This is a genomic window from Micromonospora sp. NPDC020750 (assembly GCF_044334565.1).
GTDB lineage: Bacteria > Actinomycetota > Actinomycetes > Mycobacteriales > Micromonosporaceae > Micromonospora.
The window spans coordinates 133254-149722 of sequence record NZ_JBIRTH010000008.1 but is presented as its reverse complement, the minus strand read 5'-3'; the positions used below and the strand labels follow the sequence as shown (position 1 = coordinate 149722).

Annotated in this window: 14 protein-coding genes; 5 read left to right on the top strand and 9 right to left on the bottom strand. The window is 75.1% G+C overall.

All coding sequences use genetic code 11. The features are described from left to right. Positions 1-10 precede the first annotated feature (10 nt). Both ACH4T9_RS24035 and ACH4T9_RS24030 read right to left on the bottom strand, forming a co-directional pair. Positions 11-202: a DUF397 domain-containing protein gene (locus ACH4T9_RS24035; protein ID WP_396673590.1), complete on the bottom strand. Its 192-nt coding sequence runs from the start codon at positions 200-202 to the stop codon at positions 11-13. Continuing rightward, positions 193-960, bottom strand: a complete 768-nt coding sequence (locus ACH4T9_RS24030) for a DUF5753 domain-containing protein (RefSeq protein WP_396673589.1) — start codon at positions 958-960, stop codon at positions 193-195. Before ACH4T9_RS24030 ends, ACH4T9_RS24035 begins: the two co-directional genes overlap by 10 nt. Positions 961-1302: 342 nt before the next feature. Here ACH4T9_RS24030 and ACH4T9_RS24025 point away from each other — a divergent pair, with 342 nt between their 5' ends. Both ACH4T9_RS24025 and ACH4T9_RS24020 read left to right on the top strand, forming a co-directional pair. Next, entirely contained in the window at positions 1303-1608 is a 306-nt protein-coding gene (locus ACH4T9_RS24025; protein ID WP_396673588.1) for a hypothetical protein, read from the top strand. 149 nt (positions 1609-1757) lie between these two features. After that, positions 1758-4100, top strand: a complete 2343-nt coding sequence (locus ACH4T9_RS24020) for a lysylphosphatidylglycerol synthase domain-containing protein (protein WP_396673587.1) — start codon at positions 1758-1760, stop codon at positions 4098-4100. Between the two features lie 54 nt (positions 4101-4154). Here ACH4T9_RS24020 and ACH4T9_RS24015 read toward each other — a convergent pair whose 3' ends face one another. Continuing rightward, entirely contained in the window at positions 4155-4826 is a 672-nt protein-coding gene (locus ACH4T9_RS24015) for a response regulator (protein ID WP_396673586.1), read from the bottom strand. Then, positions 4796-6160 (bottom strand): sensor domain-containing protein, encoded by a 1365-nt coding sequence (locus ACH4T9_RS24010; protein WP_396673585.1) that lies wholly within the window; start codon positions 6158-6160, stop codon positions 4796-4798. The genes ACH4T9_RS24015 and ACH4T9_RS24010 overlap by 31 nt, the downstream gene beginning before the upstream one ends. Positions 6161-6303: 143 nt before the next feature. Here ACH4T9_RS24010 and ACH4T9_RS24005 point away from each other — a divergent pair, with 143 nt between their 5' ends. The 3 genes from ACH4T9_RS24005 (at position 6304) to eccB (ending at position 10412) form a co-directional block, all read left to right on the top strand. Then, entirely contained in the window at positions 6304-7197 is an 894-nt protein-coding gene (locus ACH4T9_RS24005; protein WP_396673584.1) for an ABC transporter ATP-binding protein, read from the top strand. Then, a complete protein-coding gene (locus ACH4T9_RS24000) occupies positions 7194-8858 on the top strand; it encodes a hypothetical protein (RefSeq protein ID WP_396673583.1) in 1665 nt (554 codons plus the stop codon). Before ACH4T9_RS24005 ends, ACH4T9_RS24000 begins: the two co-directional genes overlap by 4 nt. A 174-nt stretch (positions 8859-9032) precedes the next feature. Continuing rightward, positions 9033-10412, top strand: a complete 1380-nt coding sequence (eccB, locus tag ACH4T9_RS23995; protein WP_396673582.1) for a type VII secretion protein EccB — start codon at positions 9033-9035, stop codon at positions 10410-10412. A gap of 151 nt (positions 10413-10563) precedes the next feature. Here the strand turns inward: eccB and ACH4T9_RS23990 are convergent, their stop codons facing one another. From ACH4T9_RS23990 to ACH4T9_RS23970, 5 genes are all read right to left on the bottom strand, one after another. Further along, a complete protein-coding gene (locus ACH4T9_RS23990; RefSeq protein ID WP_396673581.1) occupies positions 10564-11181 on the bottom strand; it encodes a class I SAM-dependent methyltransferase in 618 nt (205 codons plus the stop codon). Positions 11182-11403: 222 nt separating this feature from the next. After that, entirely contained in the window at positions 11404-12948 is a 1545-nt protein-coding gene (locus ACH4T9_RS23985; RefSeq protein ID WP_396673579.1) for an LPXTG cell wall anchor domain-containing protein, read from the bottom strand. 214 nt (positions 12949-13162) lie between these two features. Then, positions 13163-14029 (bottom strand): carbohydrate ABC transporter permease, encoded by an 867-nt coding sequence (locus tag ACH4T9_RS23980; protein WP_396673577.1) that lies wholly within the window; start codon positions 14027-14029, stop codon positions 13163-13165. After that, complete coding sequence (locus ACH4T9_RS23975; protein WP_396673575.1) at positions 14029-14988, bottom strand: carbohydrate ABC transporter permease; 960 nt, start codon at positions 14986-14988, stop codon at positions 14029-14031. The genes ACH4T9_RS23980 and ACH4T9_RS23975 overlap by 1 nt, the downstream gene beginning before the upstream one ends. Beyond that, positions 14985-16373 carry an ABC transporter substrate-binding protein gene (locus tag ACH4T9_RS23970; protein WP_396673573.1) on the bottom strand — a complete coding sequence of 463 codons (1389 nt, stop codon included), beginning with the start codon at positions 16371-16373 and terminating at the stop codon, positions 14985-14987. Before ACH4T9_RS23970 ends, ACH4T9_RS23975 begins: the two co-directional genes overlap by 4 nt. Positions 16374-16469: the final 96 nt, after the last annotated feature.

The window sequence follows — 16469 nt, the reverse complement described above, 5'->3', positions numbered from 1 at the left end:
TACCGGCGGGTCAGCTCCGGCCGGCGACCCGGGCGACGAAGGTGCGCCAGGCTGCCGGGGGAAAGGTGAGGGCCGGGCCGGTCGGGTCCTTGCTGTCGCGTACGCCGACGACGCCCGGGAGGTTGTCGGCCACCTCGACGCAGTCGCCGCCGTTGCCGCTGCTGCGGCTGCTCTTGCGCCACCGCGCGCCAGTCAGGTCCATGTCTGCGCCACCTCCGTGATCAGCTCGACCGATTGCCAGTGGGACAGCGCCTCGCCGCGCACGTTCTCCCACGCCCCCAGTATCGCCGCGATGTCGTCCGGGTCGCTGACCACCTGCCCCTGGAGCTGATTGTCCAGGTAGCCGGCGAGCCGGTGGTCCGCGCTGGCCGCGATGACGAACGGCCCGTTCAGCCCGGCGTACGCGCCGACCCGGGACGGCACGACGTGCACCCGCACGTGCGGGTGCGCGCACGTCGCGACCAGGGCGTGCAACTGCTCGCGCATGGTCGCAGGGCCGCCGACCGGCCGGCGCAGCACCGCTTCGTCGACGACGGCGGTGAACTGCGGCGGGTCGTCGTGGCGCAGGATGTCCTGGCGGGCCAGCCGGGTGGCCAGGTGCCGCTCCACGTCGCCCCGGGCGATCAGGCCGGTGCCGCCGAGCACCGCGCGGGCGTACGCCTCCGTCTGGAGCAGGCCGGGCAGCACGATGGACTGGAAGGACCGCAGCGAGACCGCCTCGCGCTCGATCTCCTGCCACGGCCGGAACCAGATGGGCTCCCGACGTCTCGATGTGTCCGCCCAGATGTCCCCGATGTCCCGGCCGAGGACGGCTGCCGCCGCCGCGCGGTGCCGGGGATGGGGGATGCGTTCCTCGTGCAGCCATCGCGCGGTCGTCTTTGGATCGACGCCGACCTCTGCGGCGAGTGAGTCGGTGGTGTGCCCGGTGTCGTGCAGCGCGGCCCGGAGAGCGTCGTTCAAGGCCCCTCCCAAGGGGATGTCAGGGATGTCTGCTGACCATACCCTTACGCCCTGTATCTGGGCCATCACGCGCGGCAGGGTTTCTCCGCAGAGGACGGCGCGGCCGGTGGAGGCGATGGCCCGGCGGTCGCGCCCGTCGGCCGCCCCACGCATCCGGCGCGGGGCGGCCCTCCACAGGAGTCGAAAGGGATAGCCATGTTGCACAGGGGACGCCGGCACGGGTCGCGCCGTGGACCGCGCTGCGGATGCGTGCGCTGCCGGGAACACCGGGCCGGGAAGCCGACGCCGGAGCAGCCGCCCGTTCCCCCGTTCCGCCGCCCGGCCGCTGAACGGGAGACGCCGGTGAGCCGCCTCCCGCCCCGGCCGCACCTGCCGATGCGTCCCGCCTGGCTGTGCCGGTCCTGCGCCGCGCCCTGGCCGTGCTCACCGGCCCGGCTCGCCCTGCTCGCCGAGTTCCGCGGCCACTCGATCGCGCTCGCGTTCTACCTGGCGGCGTCCATGTACGAGGCGAGGGACGACATGCGCCGCCTGGGCGCCAGCCCCGCCCCGGGCGTGCTGCACACCCGCTTCCTCGGCTGGCTGTCCCCCCGCCGCCGGCGAAGTCCGCACGAACCGACCCCACCGCAGAGGCGAAGCCGTCCGGAATGAACCAGGGACACGGCGAGGGGCCGGGACGCCGACCCCGTCCGGCGGGCCTGGCCGGGAAACGGCCGTGCCGGCGCCCACCCGGGCCGTAGGGTCGATCCACAGGCCCGGAGCCGGCTCCGGGGAGCGACCGTCGGAGTCGAGGACTGGCGATGGCCCGGACGCACCGCCCGTCACCGGCGTTGCTGGTCAGCCTGGTCACCTCGACCGGTCTGCTGGTCGCGGTGAGCCTGGCGGTGCGCCACCACCCGGTCACCCGCTGGGAACGGGACCTGTTCACCCTGCTCAACCGCCTGCCGGCCGGGCTGACTCCCGGGCTGGCCGTGGTCATGCAGGTCGGGTCGTACGTGGCAGTCTTCGTCGCCGCCGCCGTGGCCGCGCTCATGCGGCGCTTCGCGGTCGCCCGCGACCTGCTCCTGGCCGGCAACCTGGCGTACTGGCTCGCGGTGCTGGGCAAGGCCGCGGTGGCCCGGCAGCGACCCGCGGCGCTGCTGGCCGACGTACGGACGCACGACACGATCACCGGAGCGTTCGGCTACCCGTCCGGGCACGTCGCGGTCGCCTCCGCCCTCTGCCTCGTCACCGCCCGCGCCGTCGATCCGCGCTGGCGTCGACCGTTGTGGGCGGTGATCGTCCTGGTCGCCCTGGCCCGCGTGCACGTCGGTGCGCACCTGCCCACCGACGCGGTCGGCGGGTTCCTGGCCGGCTGGCTGGCGGTGTGCCTGACCCGCCTCATCGTCGGCGAGGTCGGCCCGGAGCAGTCCACCTCGCGGCTGCGCCGGGTGCTCGCGCAGCGCGGCATCGACGCCGTCCGGCTGGAACCGATCACCGGGGACGCCCGTGGTTCACGGCCCTGGCGGGTGGACACCGCCGACGGCCGCCGGATGTTCGTGAAGGTGACCGGCGGTGAACAGCGCGACGCGGACTGGGCGTACAAGCTCTATCGGCGGCTGCGCTACCGGCAGGTGGCGGACGAGCCGCCATACGCCACCGCGAAGCAGAAGAACGAGCACGAGACCTACATGGTCCTGCTGGCGCAGCGCGCCGGGGCGCGCGTGCCCGCAGTCGTCACCACCGCCACCACCGGGCGCGGTGACGCCCTGCTGGTGCAGGAGTTCACCGACGCCCCCTCGCTGGACGCGACGCTCGGACCGCTGCCGCTCGACGCGGCGGCCGACGCCTGCCGACAGGCGGCGCTGCTGCACCGCGCCGGGATCGCGCACCGCGACCTGCGCGCGGCCAACATCCTCATCCGCGGCCGGACCGCGTACCTCGTCGACTTCGGCTTCGGCACCGACGACGCCTCGGCCGACCAGCAGTCCCGGGACGTCGTCGAACTGCTGGTCACCCTCGCCGGTCGGATCAGCCCTCGGGCCGCCGTCGACGCGGCCGTCGCGCAGTTCGGCGGCGGGCACGTCGCCGACAGCCTGCCGTACCTGCAGAAACCGGTGCTCTCCCGGGCGGGACGAAGCACGCTGGGCCGGTTCCCCGACCTGCTCGACCAGGTACGCGGCGAGATCCTGCGGCACTGCCCGGACCGCGACGACCGACTGGCCCGGGTCGTGCGGGTAACTCCCCACGGCATCGGGCTGCTGCTCGTCCTCGGCCTGCTCGTACACCTCCTCCTTCCCCAGGTCGGGCAGGTACGCGCCGCCCTGCACCTGATGGCCCGCGCGAACCCGTTGGCCGTCACCGCGACCCTGCTCGCCTCCGTGGCCACCTATGTGCTCAGCGCGGTCGTGCTGCGTCTCTGCGTCGCCGACCGGATCCCGCTACGGGAGGCGACCGTCGTGCAGGTCGCCGCGTCCTTCGCCAACCGGCTGGCCCCGGGCAGCGTCGGCGGCGCCGCCCTGAGCCTGCGCTACCTGCACCAGAAGGCGATCCCCACGGCGGAGGCGGCCACCGCCGTCGCCGTGTCCCGTGTCGCGGGCATCGTCTCCGTCGTGCTGCTGCTGCCCGTGCTGCTGCCCTTCGCCCGCCAGCCCGCCCGCGCCCTGACCCACGAGGCCAGCGCAAAGGCGCTGCCAATCCTGCTGACCGTCGTGGCGGTGCTGCTGGTCGCCGCCGCGGCCCTCGCCGTCCCCCGGCTGCGCCGGCAGGGACGCGCCGCAGCCGGTCAGGTGCTGTCGGCCCTGCACGCCCTGACCCGTCAGCACCGGCTGGTCCGGCTGGTCGTGTCCTCAGTCGCCCTCACCATCTGCTACGGCGCAAGTCTCTACCTCGCGGTGCTCGCCGTCGGCCACCCGGTCGACCTCACGCTGGTGCCCCCGGTGATCCTGGTGTGCGTCGTCGGCGAAGGCGTCGCCTCCGCCGCCCCCACGCCCGGTGGGCTCGGGGCCACCGAGGCGGCTCTCGTGTCCGGGCTGCTGCTCTACGGGCTGACCGTGGAGACGGCCGTCGCCGCAGTCCTGATCTACCGGCTCGCGACGTTCTGGCTACCCGTCGTCCCCGGATTCGTGGCCCTACGGGTGCTCGTCCACCGACGCCTGGTGTGACCGTGCGGAGCGTGGCGGCGGGCTCGTCGTCGACAGGCGGCCAGTCGTTCTCCGTCAGTCGCCGGGCTGCCGCAGGTACGCCAGCACCGCCAGCACCCGGCGGTTCGCGTCGTCGGTCGGCGGCAGGTTCAGCTTGGCGAGGATGTTCCCCACGTGCTTGCCGACGGCGGCCTCGGAGACCACCAGTTCCCGGGCGATCGCCGAATTCGACCGGCCCTCGGCGACCAGGGCGAGCACCTCCCGCTCCCGGGCGGAGAGCCGGCCGAGGGGGTCGCGCTGCCGGCGCAGGAGTTGCCGGACCACCTCCGGGTCCACCACCGTGCCGCCGTCGACCACCCGGCGCAGCGCCCCGGCGAACTCCTCGACGTCGACCACCCGGTCCTTGAGCAGATACCCGACCCGCCGGCCGGCCCCGGAGTCGAGCAGGTCGGCGGCGGCGCCGTGCTCGACGTGCTGGCTGAGCACCACCACCGCCAGGTCGGGGTGCTCGCAGCGCAGCCGCAGCGCGGCGCGCAGCCCCTCGTCGGTGTGCCCGGGCGGCATCCGCACGTCGGTGAGCACCAGGTCCGGCCGGTGCTCCGCGACCGCCACGAGGAGCGCGTCGGCGTCCCCGACGGCGGCCGGCACCGCGAAGCCGAACCGGACCAGCAGCCCGGCGAGGCCCTCCCGCAGCAGGACGTCGTCCTCGGCGACCACTACCCGGACGGCGGTTCGTGCTGTGTCCACGGCAGCTCCACGGATAGCAGGGTAGGCCCGCCCACCGGGCTGGACAGGAACATTCTGCCGTCGGCCACGGCGACCCGGTCGGCCAGCCCGGTCAGCCCGGATCCCCGGGCCGGATCCGCGCCGCCGCGCCCGTCGTCGCCCACCTCCACCAGCAGCGCGTCGCCGCGCCGCCGCAACCGCACGGTGGCCCGGGTCGCGCCGCTGTGCCGGGCCACGTTGGTCAGCGCCTCCGCCACCACGAACCAGGCCGTTGCCTCCAGATGCGCGGGCGGCCGGGCGGGCAGCACCGCGTCCACGGTCACCGGCACGCCCGCCCGGTCGGCCAGCTCCTCCACGGCGCAGGCCAGGCCGCGGTCGGTGAGCACCTGCGGCCGGATGTCGTGGATCAGCGCCCGCAGCTCCGCCATCAGCTCCTTGGCCTGCCGGTGCGCGTTGGCCACGGAGAGCGCCGCCGGGGAGTCGGGCGGCAGGTCCAGCCGGGCCAGCCCGAGCTGGAGGGTCAGGCTGACCAGCCGCTGCTGCGCCCCGTCGTGCAGGTCACGCTCGATGCGTCGCCGCTCCGCCTCGAACGCGGCGGCGAGCCGGGCCCGGGACCGGGACACCTCGACCAGCTCGGCCCGCAGCCGCTCGTCCGGGCCGGCGGCCAGCAGCGCCCGGGTGAGCGCGCCGTGCCCGCCGGCCAGCAGCCCCACCAGCCAGGGCACGGCCGGGGCCGCGATCAGCCCGACGAGGGCGTACGGCACCGCCTGGCCGATCGTCGCGGCCGTGCCGATGCCGAGCGACACCGGCTGGTCGGAGCCGGCCACCAGGGCGGGCGCGGCCAGCAGCACGCCGATCAGCAGCAGCACCACGGCGACCGCCGTGTAGAGCACCGGGACGACGGTCACCAGCAGCGCCAGGTCCGCCGACTCCCGCCAGGCCGCCGAATCGGCGTACCGGGAGCGCAGCCAACGGCCCGGGCTCTCGGCCGGTGGGCGGCGGGGGACCGGCCGGACGTCGACCAGCGGCAGCCGCCACCGCTCGACCATCGCCACCGGGGCGGCCAGCAGCGGCCCGCACGCCAGGGCCAGGGCCACGGCGAGCAGCGCCGCGCCGGCCCGCGCCGGGCCGGACCCGCCGGCCGCGAGGGCCGCGCACGGCAGCGCGAGCACCCCCAGCGGTACGCCCGCGGCCAGCACCACCGGCACGGTGCCGAGCAGGTACGCCAGCGACCGCCACGGCCAGCGGCCGAACGCGAAACCCGGGCGGGTCAGCGCCGCCAGGACCGTCTCCGGCTCCGCCGGGGCGGTGCGCGGCTCCGCCGCCGGGGCGGCGCTCGGCTCAAGGGACGGCACCGGACCACCGTAGTGCCCGCCCTGGAGGCGGAGGGGTATACCCATCCCTACCTCGACCTGGGGGGCTGCGCGTAGTGCCCGCCCCCGCCGCCGCGTGGTCCGCTGTGAGGCGGAACGGACCGGGCGGGGAGGAAGGGCAAATCGTGCTGGAGCTGGTGGACGTCGGCAAGGTGTACCGGGGCGGCCGACGGGCGGTGGACGGGCTGACTCTGCGGTTGGGGCCGGGGCTCGTCGGGCTGCTCGGTCCCAACGGGGCGGGAAAGTCGACGCTGCTGCGGATCGCCGCCACGGTGACCCGGCCCAGCAGCGGCCGGGTGCTCTTCGACGGGGCGGACGCGGTCGCCCGACCCGAGGCGCTGCGCCGCACCCTCGGGTACCTGCCGCAGGACTTCACCGGCTACCCGAAGCTCAGCGGGCGGGAGTTCCTGACGTACCTCGCGGCGGTGAAGGGGCTGTCCCGGCGCTCGGCGCGGGCCCGGGTCGACGAGCTGCTGGAGCTGGTCAACCTCACCGACGCGGCCCGCCGGCCGCTCGGCGGCTACTCGGGCGGCATGCGGCGGCGGGTCGGCATCGCCCAGGCGTTGCTCGCCGACCCCCGGGTGCTCGTCGTCGACGAGCCGACCGCCGGTCTCGACCCGGAGGAGCGGGTCCGGCTGCGCAACCTGCTCAGCGACCTGGCCGCCGACCGGGTGGTCCTGCTCTCCACCCACATCGTCTCCGACGTCGAGTCGGTGGCCGGGGACATCGCGATCGTGGCCGGCGGTCGGCTGCGCCGCCGGGGCGCTCCCGCCGACCTGCTGCGACCCCTGGCCGGCCGGGTGTGGGAGGTCGACCTGCCGCCGCAGGAGGTCCCCCGACTCGCCGCCGGACACGTGCTCACCCGCACGCTGCGCACCCCGACGGGGGTACGCGCCCGGGTGCTGGCCGCCGCGCCGCCCGCGCCCGGCGCCGTGCCGGTCACCCCCGACCTGGAGGACGCGTACCTCGACGCGATCCACGCCCCGCAGCCGGCCCCGCCCCTGGCGGTGCGGCGATGAGCGACCCCCGGATGCCCGCCCGCCTCGCGGCGCAGGCCCACGCGGCCGGCGCGGTCGCCCTGGCCGACCTGCGGGAGCGGGTACGCCGGCCGGCGTACCTGGTGGTGCTGGGCGCGGCGATCGGCCTGGGCCTGCTCGCCGCGCCCGCCGCCGACGCCCGCTGGGTGATCCTCGACGCGGGCGGCTGGCGGGGCAGCTACGACAGCGCCTGGACCGGCACGGTCACCGCCCTCGCGGCGGCCCTGTGGCTGCTGCTCGGCGGCTTCTACGTGCTGCGCGACGGCATCGAACGCGACGAGCGCGGCGGTGTCGGCGAGCTGCTGGCCACCACCCCGCTGACCCGGGTGGCCTACCTCGCCGGGAAGTTCGGCAGCAACCTGCTGGTGCTGGCGTCGATGACCGGCGTGCTGGCCGGCACGGCGGTGGTGCTGCAACTGGCCCGGGGCGAGTCCCGCGTGCTCGACCCGGTGGCGCTGCTGTCGCCGTTCCTGCTGCTGACCCTGCCCGTGCTGGCGGTCACCGCGGCGGCGGCGGTGCTCTTCGGCACCATCCGGCCGCTGCGTGCCGGGCTCGGCAACGTCGTCTGGTTCTGCTGCTGGATGGTCGCGGTCGTCGGCGGGCAGAGCGCCGGTGCGCCGCTCGGCGGTCTCGGCAGCCACCGGGTCGCCGAGTCCGTGGCCGCCGACCTGGCCCGGCGGGGGGTGCCGACGGGCGGCGCGGAGTTCAGCCTCGGGCTCACCGCCCGGGACGCGCCGCTGCGCGTCTTCGACTGGTCCGGCCTGCACCCGGACGCCGGGTTCGTCGCCGCGCGGTTGCTGCTCCTGCTGCTGGCCGCCGGCCTGGCGGTGCTGCCCGCGCTCTGGTTCACCCGCTTCGACCCGGCCCGGGGCCGCTACCGGCCCGCCCCCGAGGGCCCCGCCGGGCACCCCGCCGCCGTCGTGGCTGCCGGCCCGGGCCCGTTCGCGGCCCCGGGCACGGTGCCCGGTTCCGGCGGGCCGGCGGGGTACCCGGTCGCCGCGTTCGGTGGGCGGCCCCGGACCCCGGCCCGCCCCGGGGCAACCGCCGGGCGGCTGCTCGCCGGCGAGCTGCGGGTGCTGGTGCAGGGGCTGTCCCGCTGGTGGTGGGCGGGGGTGGCGGCGCTCGCCGTCGGGGCCGCCGTGGCGCCGGCCGTCGTGGCCACCCGGGGACTGCTGCTGGCCGCCTGGATCTGGCCGGTCCTGGTCTGGTCCCGGCTCGGCACCCAGGCGCACGCCGAGGGCGTCGAGCCGCTGCTGGCCGCCCACCCCCGGCCGTACCGTCGGGTGGTCGCCCAGTGGGCGGCGGGCGCGGCGCTGACCGCGGGCGTCGGCGGGGTGCCGGCGCTGCGGATGGTGCTGGCCGGCGACGGGCCGGGGCTCGCCGCGTGGGCCGCCGCCGTGCTGCTCCTGCCCGCCGGGGCGCTGGCGCTCGGCGCGCTCACCCGCAGCCCGCGCCCGTTCCAGGTCGGCTGGGTGGCGCTGTGGTGGGCGGCGGTGAACGGGCTCGGCGGGCTCGACGTCACCGGCGCGGTACGCCAGGACGGGCTGCCGGCCGGCCCCGCGCCGCTGCCGCTCGTCGGTGCCGCCGCCGCGCTGCTGGCCGTCGGGCTACTCGCCGCCCACCTGCGCGAAACCACCCGCTGAGGTGGGCGGGCCCACCCCCGCCGGGGCGGTGGCGGGTGGGGCGGGGTGGGGTCAGCCGACTGCCTCCTGTATCCCTGACGACCGGCCCGGCCCCTCCGGTCGGCGACGGAGGGTCTTCGAGGGATCGACGCAGCGTTTATCCTGTGCCCCGACCGACCCGTCGGAGGGGACCGCATGCCGTCGCGGCAGGACCAGCTTCACTCGTACCAGTTCACCGTCCAGCGGGCGGTCGCCGCCCTGGTCATGCGGGAGACGGACCCGGCGCGGTCGCCGTTCCGGCGGCTCGCCGGGGCCGGGCTGGCCAGCGTGCTGGTCGCCGCGATCGTCCTCGGCGGCTTCGCCCTGTACGGGCTCTTCACCGGCGGTGGCAGCAAGTGGCGCGACGCCGGCGCGGTGATCGTGGAGAAGGAGTCCGGCGCCCGCTTCGTCTACCGCGACCAGAAGCTGCACCCGGTGCTCAACTACGCCTCCGCGCTGCTGATCATCGGCGCCGAACGCCCGCAGACCGTGCTGGTCGCCCGCCGCTCGATCGAGGGGGTGCCGCGCGGCCTGCCGCTGGGCATCCCCGACGCCCCGGACTCGCTGCCCGAGCGGTCCCGCCTGGCGACCGCCCCGTGGACCGTCTGCTCGGTCGCCGCCACCGAGGCGGAGCGGCCCGCCCCCCGCTCCGCCGTGCTGATCGGGGTGGCCGCCGCCGGCGGCCGGGCGCCGGGCGACGACGCGGTCCTGCTGCGGCACCCCGGCGGCGGCCTGCACCTGGTCTGGCACGCCCGCCGGTACCTGCTGCGGGACGCCGGCCGGTCGCTCGCCGCGCTCGCCGCCACCCGCCAGCGCGCGGTGCCGGCCGCGCCAGCCCTGATCGACAGCATCCCGGCCGGGGCCGACCTCGCCCCGCCGGAGCTGCCCGGCCTCGGGCGGCCCTCGGCCCGGGTGTCCGGCGCGGCGGTCGGCGACGTCTTCCTGATCCGCAACTCGGGCGGTGGCCGGCAGTACGCCGTCGCCCTGTCCGACGGCCTCGCCGGAATCACCGAGTTGCAGGCCAACCTGCTGCTCGCCCGCACCGGCCAGGGCGAGCCGGCGGCGCTGACCCTCGGCCGGTTCGCCGCGCTGCCCAAGCAGCCCGACCTCGTGCCGACCGGCCCGACCGCCCCGCCGACCGGCCCGCCCCGGCTGGCCGCCCCGGACGGCGGAGCGCTCTGCGTCGGCGTCGGCGACGACGGGGAGGTCCGCGACGTGCGGCTCGGCGCGGCCGTGCCCGACCTGTCCGGCAGCCCGCAGACGGCGGGCGCGTCGGCGGTCGCCGATCACGTGGTGGTCGAGCCGGGGCACGGCGCGGTCGTGGAGTCGGCCGCCGCGCCGGGGGCCACCGGCGGCGCGGTCTCCGTCGTCACCGACCTCGGCCGGCGGCACGTGCTGGCCGACCCGGAGGTGCTCGGCGTGCTCGGCTACCGGGACGTGCGACCCGTCCGGTTGCCGGCCGGCCTGGTGAGCCTGGTGCCCGCCGGCAGCCCGCTCGACCCGGCCGCCGCCCGCGCCGTCGCCGGCCCCGCCTGATCGTCGGCCTACGGGGCCAGGGCTCCGGCCGACCCGGGGTGTCCGGGCCGGCCCTCTCGCAACCCGGAATTCCCTCGACAGCGGCGTTGAAGGCGGAGTCGATGTCCGCGAGGAAGACGCCGTCGGGGTCGACCTGCCAGGATCCGCGGCGTCAGCCGGGCAGGCCGCCGGGTGGGCGGCGCAGCACGGTGACCGCGAAGTCGGCGTCGTCCCGCCAGGGGCGCAGGTCCCAGGTGGCGAAGCGGTGCTCCTGGCGCAGCCCGGCGGCGACCGCGTCGGCGTCGAAGTCGGCCAGCGGGTAGCCCCGGTCGGTGCCGAAGCCGACCACGACCACGCCGTCCGGGCGCAGGTGGGCGGAGACCCGGCGGAGCACCTCCGGCTCGGTGCCGGGGGCGACGAACGCCATCACGTTGCCGGCCACCACGGCGGCGTCGAAGGGCTCGGCCTCCCCGGCCGCCGCCAGGTCCAGCTCGGCCAGGTCGCCGACCAGCCAGTGCGGGCCGGGGTGGTCGGCGCGGGCGGCCTCGACCAGCGCCGGATCGGCGTCCACGCCCACCACCGTGTGGCCCCGGGCATGCAGCGCCGCGCCGACCCGCCCGGTGCCGCAGCCGGCGTCCAGGATCCGGGAGCCCGGCGGGACCAGCGCGTCCAGCAGCCGGGACTCCCCGGCCAGGTCGGCGCCCTCGGCCGCCAGGCGGCGGAAGCGGTCGATGTACCACTGCGAGTGCTCGGGGCCGGTGTCGGTCGTCCAGCGGGTCGGGTTGGCCATGACCCCACGCTAGCCGGGGTCCGGGGTGGCCCGGACGGCCACCCGGGGAGGCTGCGGGAAAGGTCACCGTCGGTGCTGCGAGAGGGCCGGGAGGCCCCCAGTGGGTCCGCGGCGACCAGGACGGGCGGGAGGTGACCGTGGGCCGGCCGGTACCGGCCGGCCCACCGGGCGATCGAGGATCGGAAACCCCGCGGCCAGCGGAATCGACACGGCCGAGGCGGATCAGGCGACGAAACGAGTGCGGCGACGACGGGCCAGTAGGTAGCCGCCCGCGCCGACGGCGATCAGCAGGCCGCCGAGGCCGGCGATCAGGCCGGTGGCGGCCCCGGTGATCGGCAGCGTTCCACCGCCACCCCCACCGCCACCGGTGCCGGTGCCGCCGGTCGACTTGACCGTGATCTTCGCGGTGTCGTTGGCGGGGTTCAGGTCCTTGGCCGGGCTCCCGCCGCTGGTGAAGCCCTGCAGCCGCACCGTGCCGGTCTGGCTGCCGGCCCGGTCGATCCGCAGCTTGAACTCGAACTTCACCCGCTCGCCCCGGGGGATCGTGCCGCGGGCGGAGCACGAGTAGATCCGGGCTCCGGGCTTGCCGGGCTTCCACTCCTTCTCGGACGGGTCAACGCAGGAGTTCGACACGGCGACGGCGGTGACACCCTTGGGCAGGGTCACCGTGGCGTTGATGGTGAGCGCCTTCTGGCCGCTGGGCCCGACGCGCGCGGGGCCGTTGTTGAGGTAGCCGACGGTCATCGGGACGGTGGCGCCGACCGCACCGGTGACGGTGGCGCCCTCCGCGGCGACGTCGGCACGGTTGTTGTCACCGGCGACATTCAGCGTGATCCCGGTCTCGTTGTTCATCGGGTCGGTGTCGGTCTGGCCGAGTGCACGGGCCTGTGCGCCGCCGACCGGCACCAGCTTCAGAGCCTCGTCGGTGCCCTTGTGGCCGAGCGAGTTGATCAAACTGGACCTTTCCCAGTCGGCCGGGGTGAACCACGCGACCCAGCTGTAGTGCACGTTCGGCGCCCAGGCGTCGGCCGGGATCGTCCCGCCGAACGTCGAGTCCACCCGGACCGCCTCGCCGGGGGCCAGCGAATCGTCGAAGGTGCAGGCGAAGTTGCTGTCGTCGAGGATCAGGCTGCTGTACTTGCAGTTCTTGTACCGCTTCGACGGGGTGAACCCGAAGGAACCGGAGAGGTACAGCACCATGCCGCGAACGGTCTTCGTGCCCCGGTTCGCCACCGTGAGCGGGACGTCGACCCGCTCACCGAGCTTGCCGTCGAGCGGGAGCTCACGCTCGGTGGCGAGGTCGACCCCCTCGCCGACGACGACGGTGGAGCGGTACGTCCCGGTGCCCACACCGGGCGCGGTGAGCGTGAACGCCAGCGTGCCCTGCTGGCCGATCTCCGCGCCCGCACGCGCCTTCACGGTAACGTCGAACAGGCTCGTCGGCTCGCCCTCGTCGGCCATCTCGCAGGTGATGACCTCGCCCTGCGTCGTGCAGTCCCCCCAGTCGCTGGCCACCGTGACCTCGGCGACCGCGGCGACCGCGCTGCGGTCCAGCCGCACGGTGTAGTTGCCGAAGGGCCGGTCGGACAGTGGGCGCAGCTCGACCGACTTCTGCGGGCCGTCGGGGGCAACGATCACGTTGTTGGCGTACAGCTTGACGTCGGCGGTCGGCGGGGCGGCGGCGGCGGGGGCGCCGACGGACGCCGTGACGATCATGCCGGTCACGGCCAGCCCGGCGAGGCAGCGCCGGGCGCGATGGGTGTGCATGACGGATGCCTCCGGTTGCGGGCGACAGATGAAGTTCGGTGGAAGCAGTCGCGACGCCGGCGACGACGAGCGCCGAGTAGCGGGTCGGGCGAGACCTGCGTCGAACGGCGTGCCGGGAAGCGGCGGGCCACGTCGGGGTGCAGGGTTACCGCCAAGGCTCTCACGGATGCCGCTGCCGTGGGCCCCCGCCGAACCCGGATGCACGACATTGCCGTCAGCCCTTCTCCGCGCCGCTGGTCAGGCCCTCGGTGAGCAGCCGTTCGCCGGCGAAGAACAGGAGCACGATCGGCAGGGTGAGGATCACCGAGCCGGCCATCAGCACCGTCTTGGGCACCTCGACGCCGTCGGCGAGCAGCGACAGCCCGAGCGACACCGTCCACCGGTCCGGCTTGTCGACGAGGAAGAGCAGGGCGAACAGGTACTCGTTCCAGGCGATCATGAAGTCGTAGAGCGCGACCGCCATGATCGACGGGGCGGCCAGGGGGAGGCTGACCCGGCGGATGATCCCGAGCCGGCCCGCTCCGTCGATCGCGGCGGACTCCTCCAGGCTGATCGGGATCGTCCCGAAGTAGTTCTTCAGCATGTAGACCGAGACCGGCAGGGTCTGCGAGATGTAGACCAGCACCAGCCCGAACAGCGAACCGCGCAACCCGGCCCGGGTGAAGACCACGAAGAGCGGGATCGCGATGACGATCGACGGGAACAGGTAGACCGCCAGGAACAGCGCGCTGACCTGCCGGCGGCCGAAGAACCGCAGCCGGGAGACCGCGTACGCGCCGGGGATCGCCACGACCAGGGTGAGCGCGGTGGCGGCGAGGGCGACCAGGCCGCTGTTGCGGATGAAGGTCGCGAAACCCTGGCCGCCGTCGTCGGCGGCCCGGAGCACCTCGGCGTACGTGGCGACGGTGAGCTCGCCCAGCGGCACCAGCAGCGATCCGGGGTGCAGCAGCAACTGCTCGATGGGGCGCACCGAGAGCACCAGCATGTACCAGAACGGCACCACGGTGATCGCGAGGAAACCGCCGATCACCGCCCGGCGCAGCCAGCGCAGGGTCACCGTCTCGAACTGGTCCCGGTCCATCACGACTCCTCCCGGCCGGCGAAGAAGCGCAGGTACAGCGCGACGAAGGCGAGCAGCACCACGGCCAGCACGACCGCCTGCGCCGCCGCCGCGCCGACGTCGGTGCGCGCGGTGAGGAACTGGTAGACCCGGACGCTGACCACCTCGGTCCCGGCGGCCCCGCCGGTGAGCAGGTAGACGTCGTCGAACTTGTTGAACGTCATGATGAACCGCAGCACCCCCAGCAGGGCGATCACCGGCATGAGCTGGGGCAGCAGGATGTGCCGGAAGCGCTGGGTGGGGGTGGCCCCGTCCACCCGGGCGGCCTCCTCCAGCTCGCCCGGCACGGCCTGGAGCCGGGCCAGCAGGAACAGGAACGCGAACGGGAAGTACCGCCACGCCTCGAACGCGATCACCGTCCACAAGGCCGTGGAGTCCTGGGACAGGAAGGGGATCGGGGCGTCCCAGCCCAGGAACCGCTGCCCCCAGTCGTTGACGATGCCGAGCTGAGGGTCGAGCATCACCTGCCAGACGAAGGAGACGGCGACCACCGGCGCCACGTACGGCAGCAGCATCGACGCCCGGACGAGGGTGCGCCCCCGGAACGGCCGGCGCACCACCAGCGCGGCGACCAGGCCGATCAGGATCGAGCCGGTGGTGCCGCCGAGGCTGTAGAGCACGGTGGTCCCCAGCGTGCCGGCGAAGCCGGGGGTGTGCACCACCCGGTCGAGGTTGTCCAGGGTGAACTCGCCGAACAGGCCGGTCTTGCGCAGGGTGGCCAGGCGTACCCGCTGGAAGGCCAGCAGGACCGTCCAGACGATCGGGACGCCGACCACCGCCAGGACGACGAGCAGGGTGGGTGCGACCAGGGCGAGGCCGGCGCGGGACTCCCGGCGGCGCAGGGTGAGCGGGCGGCGGCCGGGCCGGGCGGGCCGTTCCCGGGCGGGGGAGTGGCCCGGGCCGGGCGCGGTGGTGGTCAATTGGCACCCGCCTTGATCGCCTCGACGTCCTTCTTGGCCCGCCGGGCCGCCGCCGCGGCGTCGGACTTCCCGGACACCACGCCGGCGAGGGCCCTGGGGACCGGCAGTTCGCCGAGGATCGCGCCGACCAGCTTGCCCTGGCCCTGGGTGAGGCCCCAGCGTTGGAAGCTGTCCGGGCTGCTGCGCAGGGCGGCCAGGACGTCGTCGCCGTACACCTGGGCCAGTGGCTGCTTGCGGTCCACGCCGGCCTGGCTGGCGTTCCAGGCGGTGAGGAACCTCTCCGGGTCGTCGGCGGTGCCCTTGCGCACCGGGAACCGGCCCTCGGGGGACATCCCGAACCAGCGCGGGTACCCGTCGCCGAGCATGAACTGGACGAGGGACTTCGCCGGGTCGGCCGCGTCGTCGAGCACCGCCCAGGAGCTGATCTCGCCGTACTGGGCGGGCTGGGCGCCGTTCGGGCCCTTGATCGCGGTGACGAAGCCGCTGTTGCGGGCGAGGTACGTCGGGTCGGCCTGGCACTGCGGGCAGGTCGGCCTGGCGTCGTCGCGCAGCCCGGCCAGCTCGTCGAGGATGAACGGCGACCAGACCAGCATCGCCGCCCTGCCGGCGAAGTACGTCGCCCGGGTGGTGTCCACGTCCTGCGCGCCGGGGACGGAGGCGGTGCGCATCAGGTCGCCGTAGAACCGGAACGCCTCGACGCACTCGGGGGAGTCCAGCGTGACCGACCCGGAGTCGTCGGCGAGCTGGCAGTTGTTGGCCAGGGCCAGGTGCTCGAAGGTCTGCTGGGTGAACACGTCGCCCGCCGCGGTGGCCGCGGTGATGCCGGCGACCCCGCCGGTGTTCAGCTTCGCCGCGGCGGCGGCGATCTTCTCGTACGTGTCGGGGACGGGCAGGCCGGCGGCGGCGAACAGGTCCTTGCGGTAGACGAGGAGCTGCCCCCACCCGTCGCTGGGCACGGCGAGCTGCCGGCCGCCGTCGGCGGTGAGCTCCAGGGCCCGGGCGGAGAAGGTCTGCCGCCCCAGCGCGTCGACGATCTCGCCGTTGGCGGACGGGTGCAGCAGCTCGTTGCCGGCCAGGGTGCGCACGCCGGCCAGCGGGACGGACCCGATCACGTCGGGCAGCTCGCCGGCGGCGGCGCTGGTGGCGATCAGGGACGGGAACTGGTCCTCGTTGACGGTGACCAGGTCCACCTTGGTCCCGGTCCGTGCGGTGAAGTCGGCGATGAGCGCCCTGGTGGCGGTGACCCGGTCGGCCACGTCCTCCAGGCTCCACACGGTGAGCGTCTTCTCGTCGCCCGCCTCGTCGTCGCCGCAGGCCAGCAGGGAGACGCCGGTTACTGCCAGGATCAGGGCCGAGGCGAACATCCGCATCGAGGGTGATGGCATCGGTGGCACTCCTCTCGAAGGGGTATATGACGGATTGAATACCTTCGATTGATCAATTACAAGACATATGCCGATATTTTGTTCTACGATGGAGCC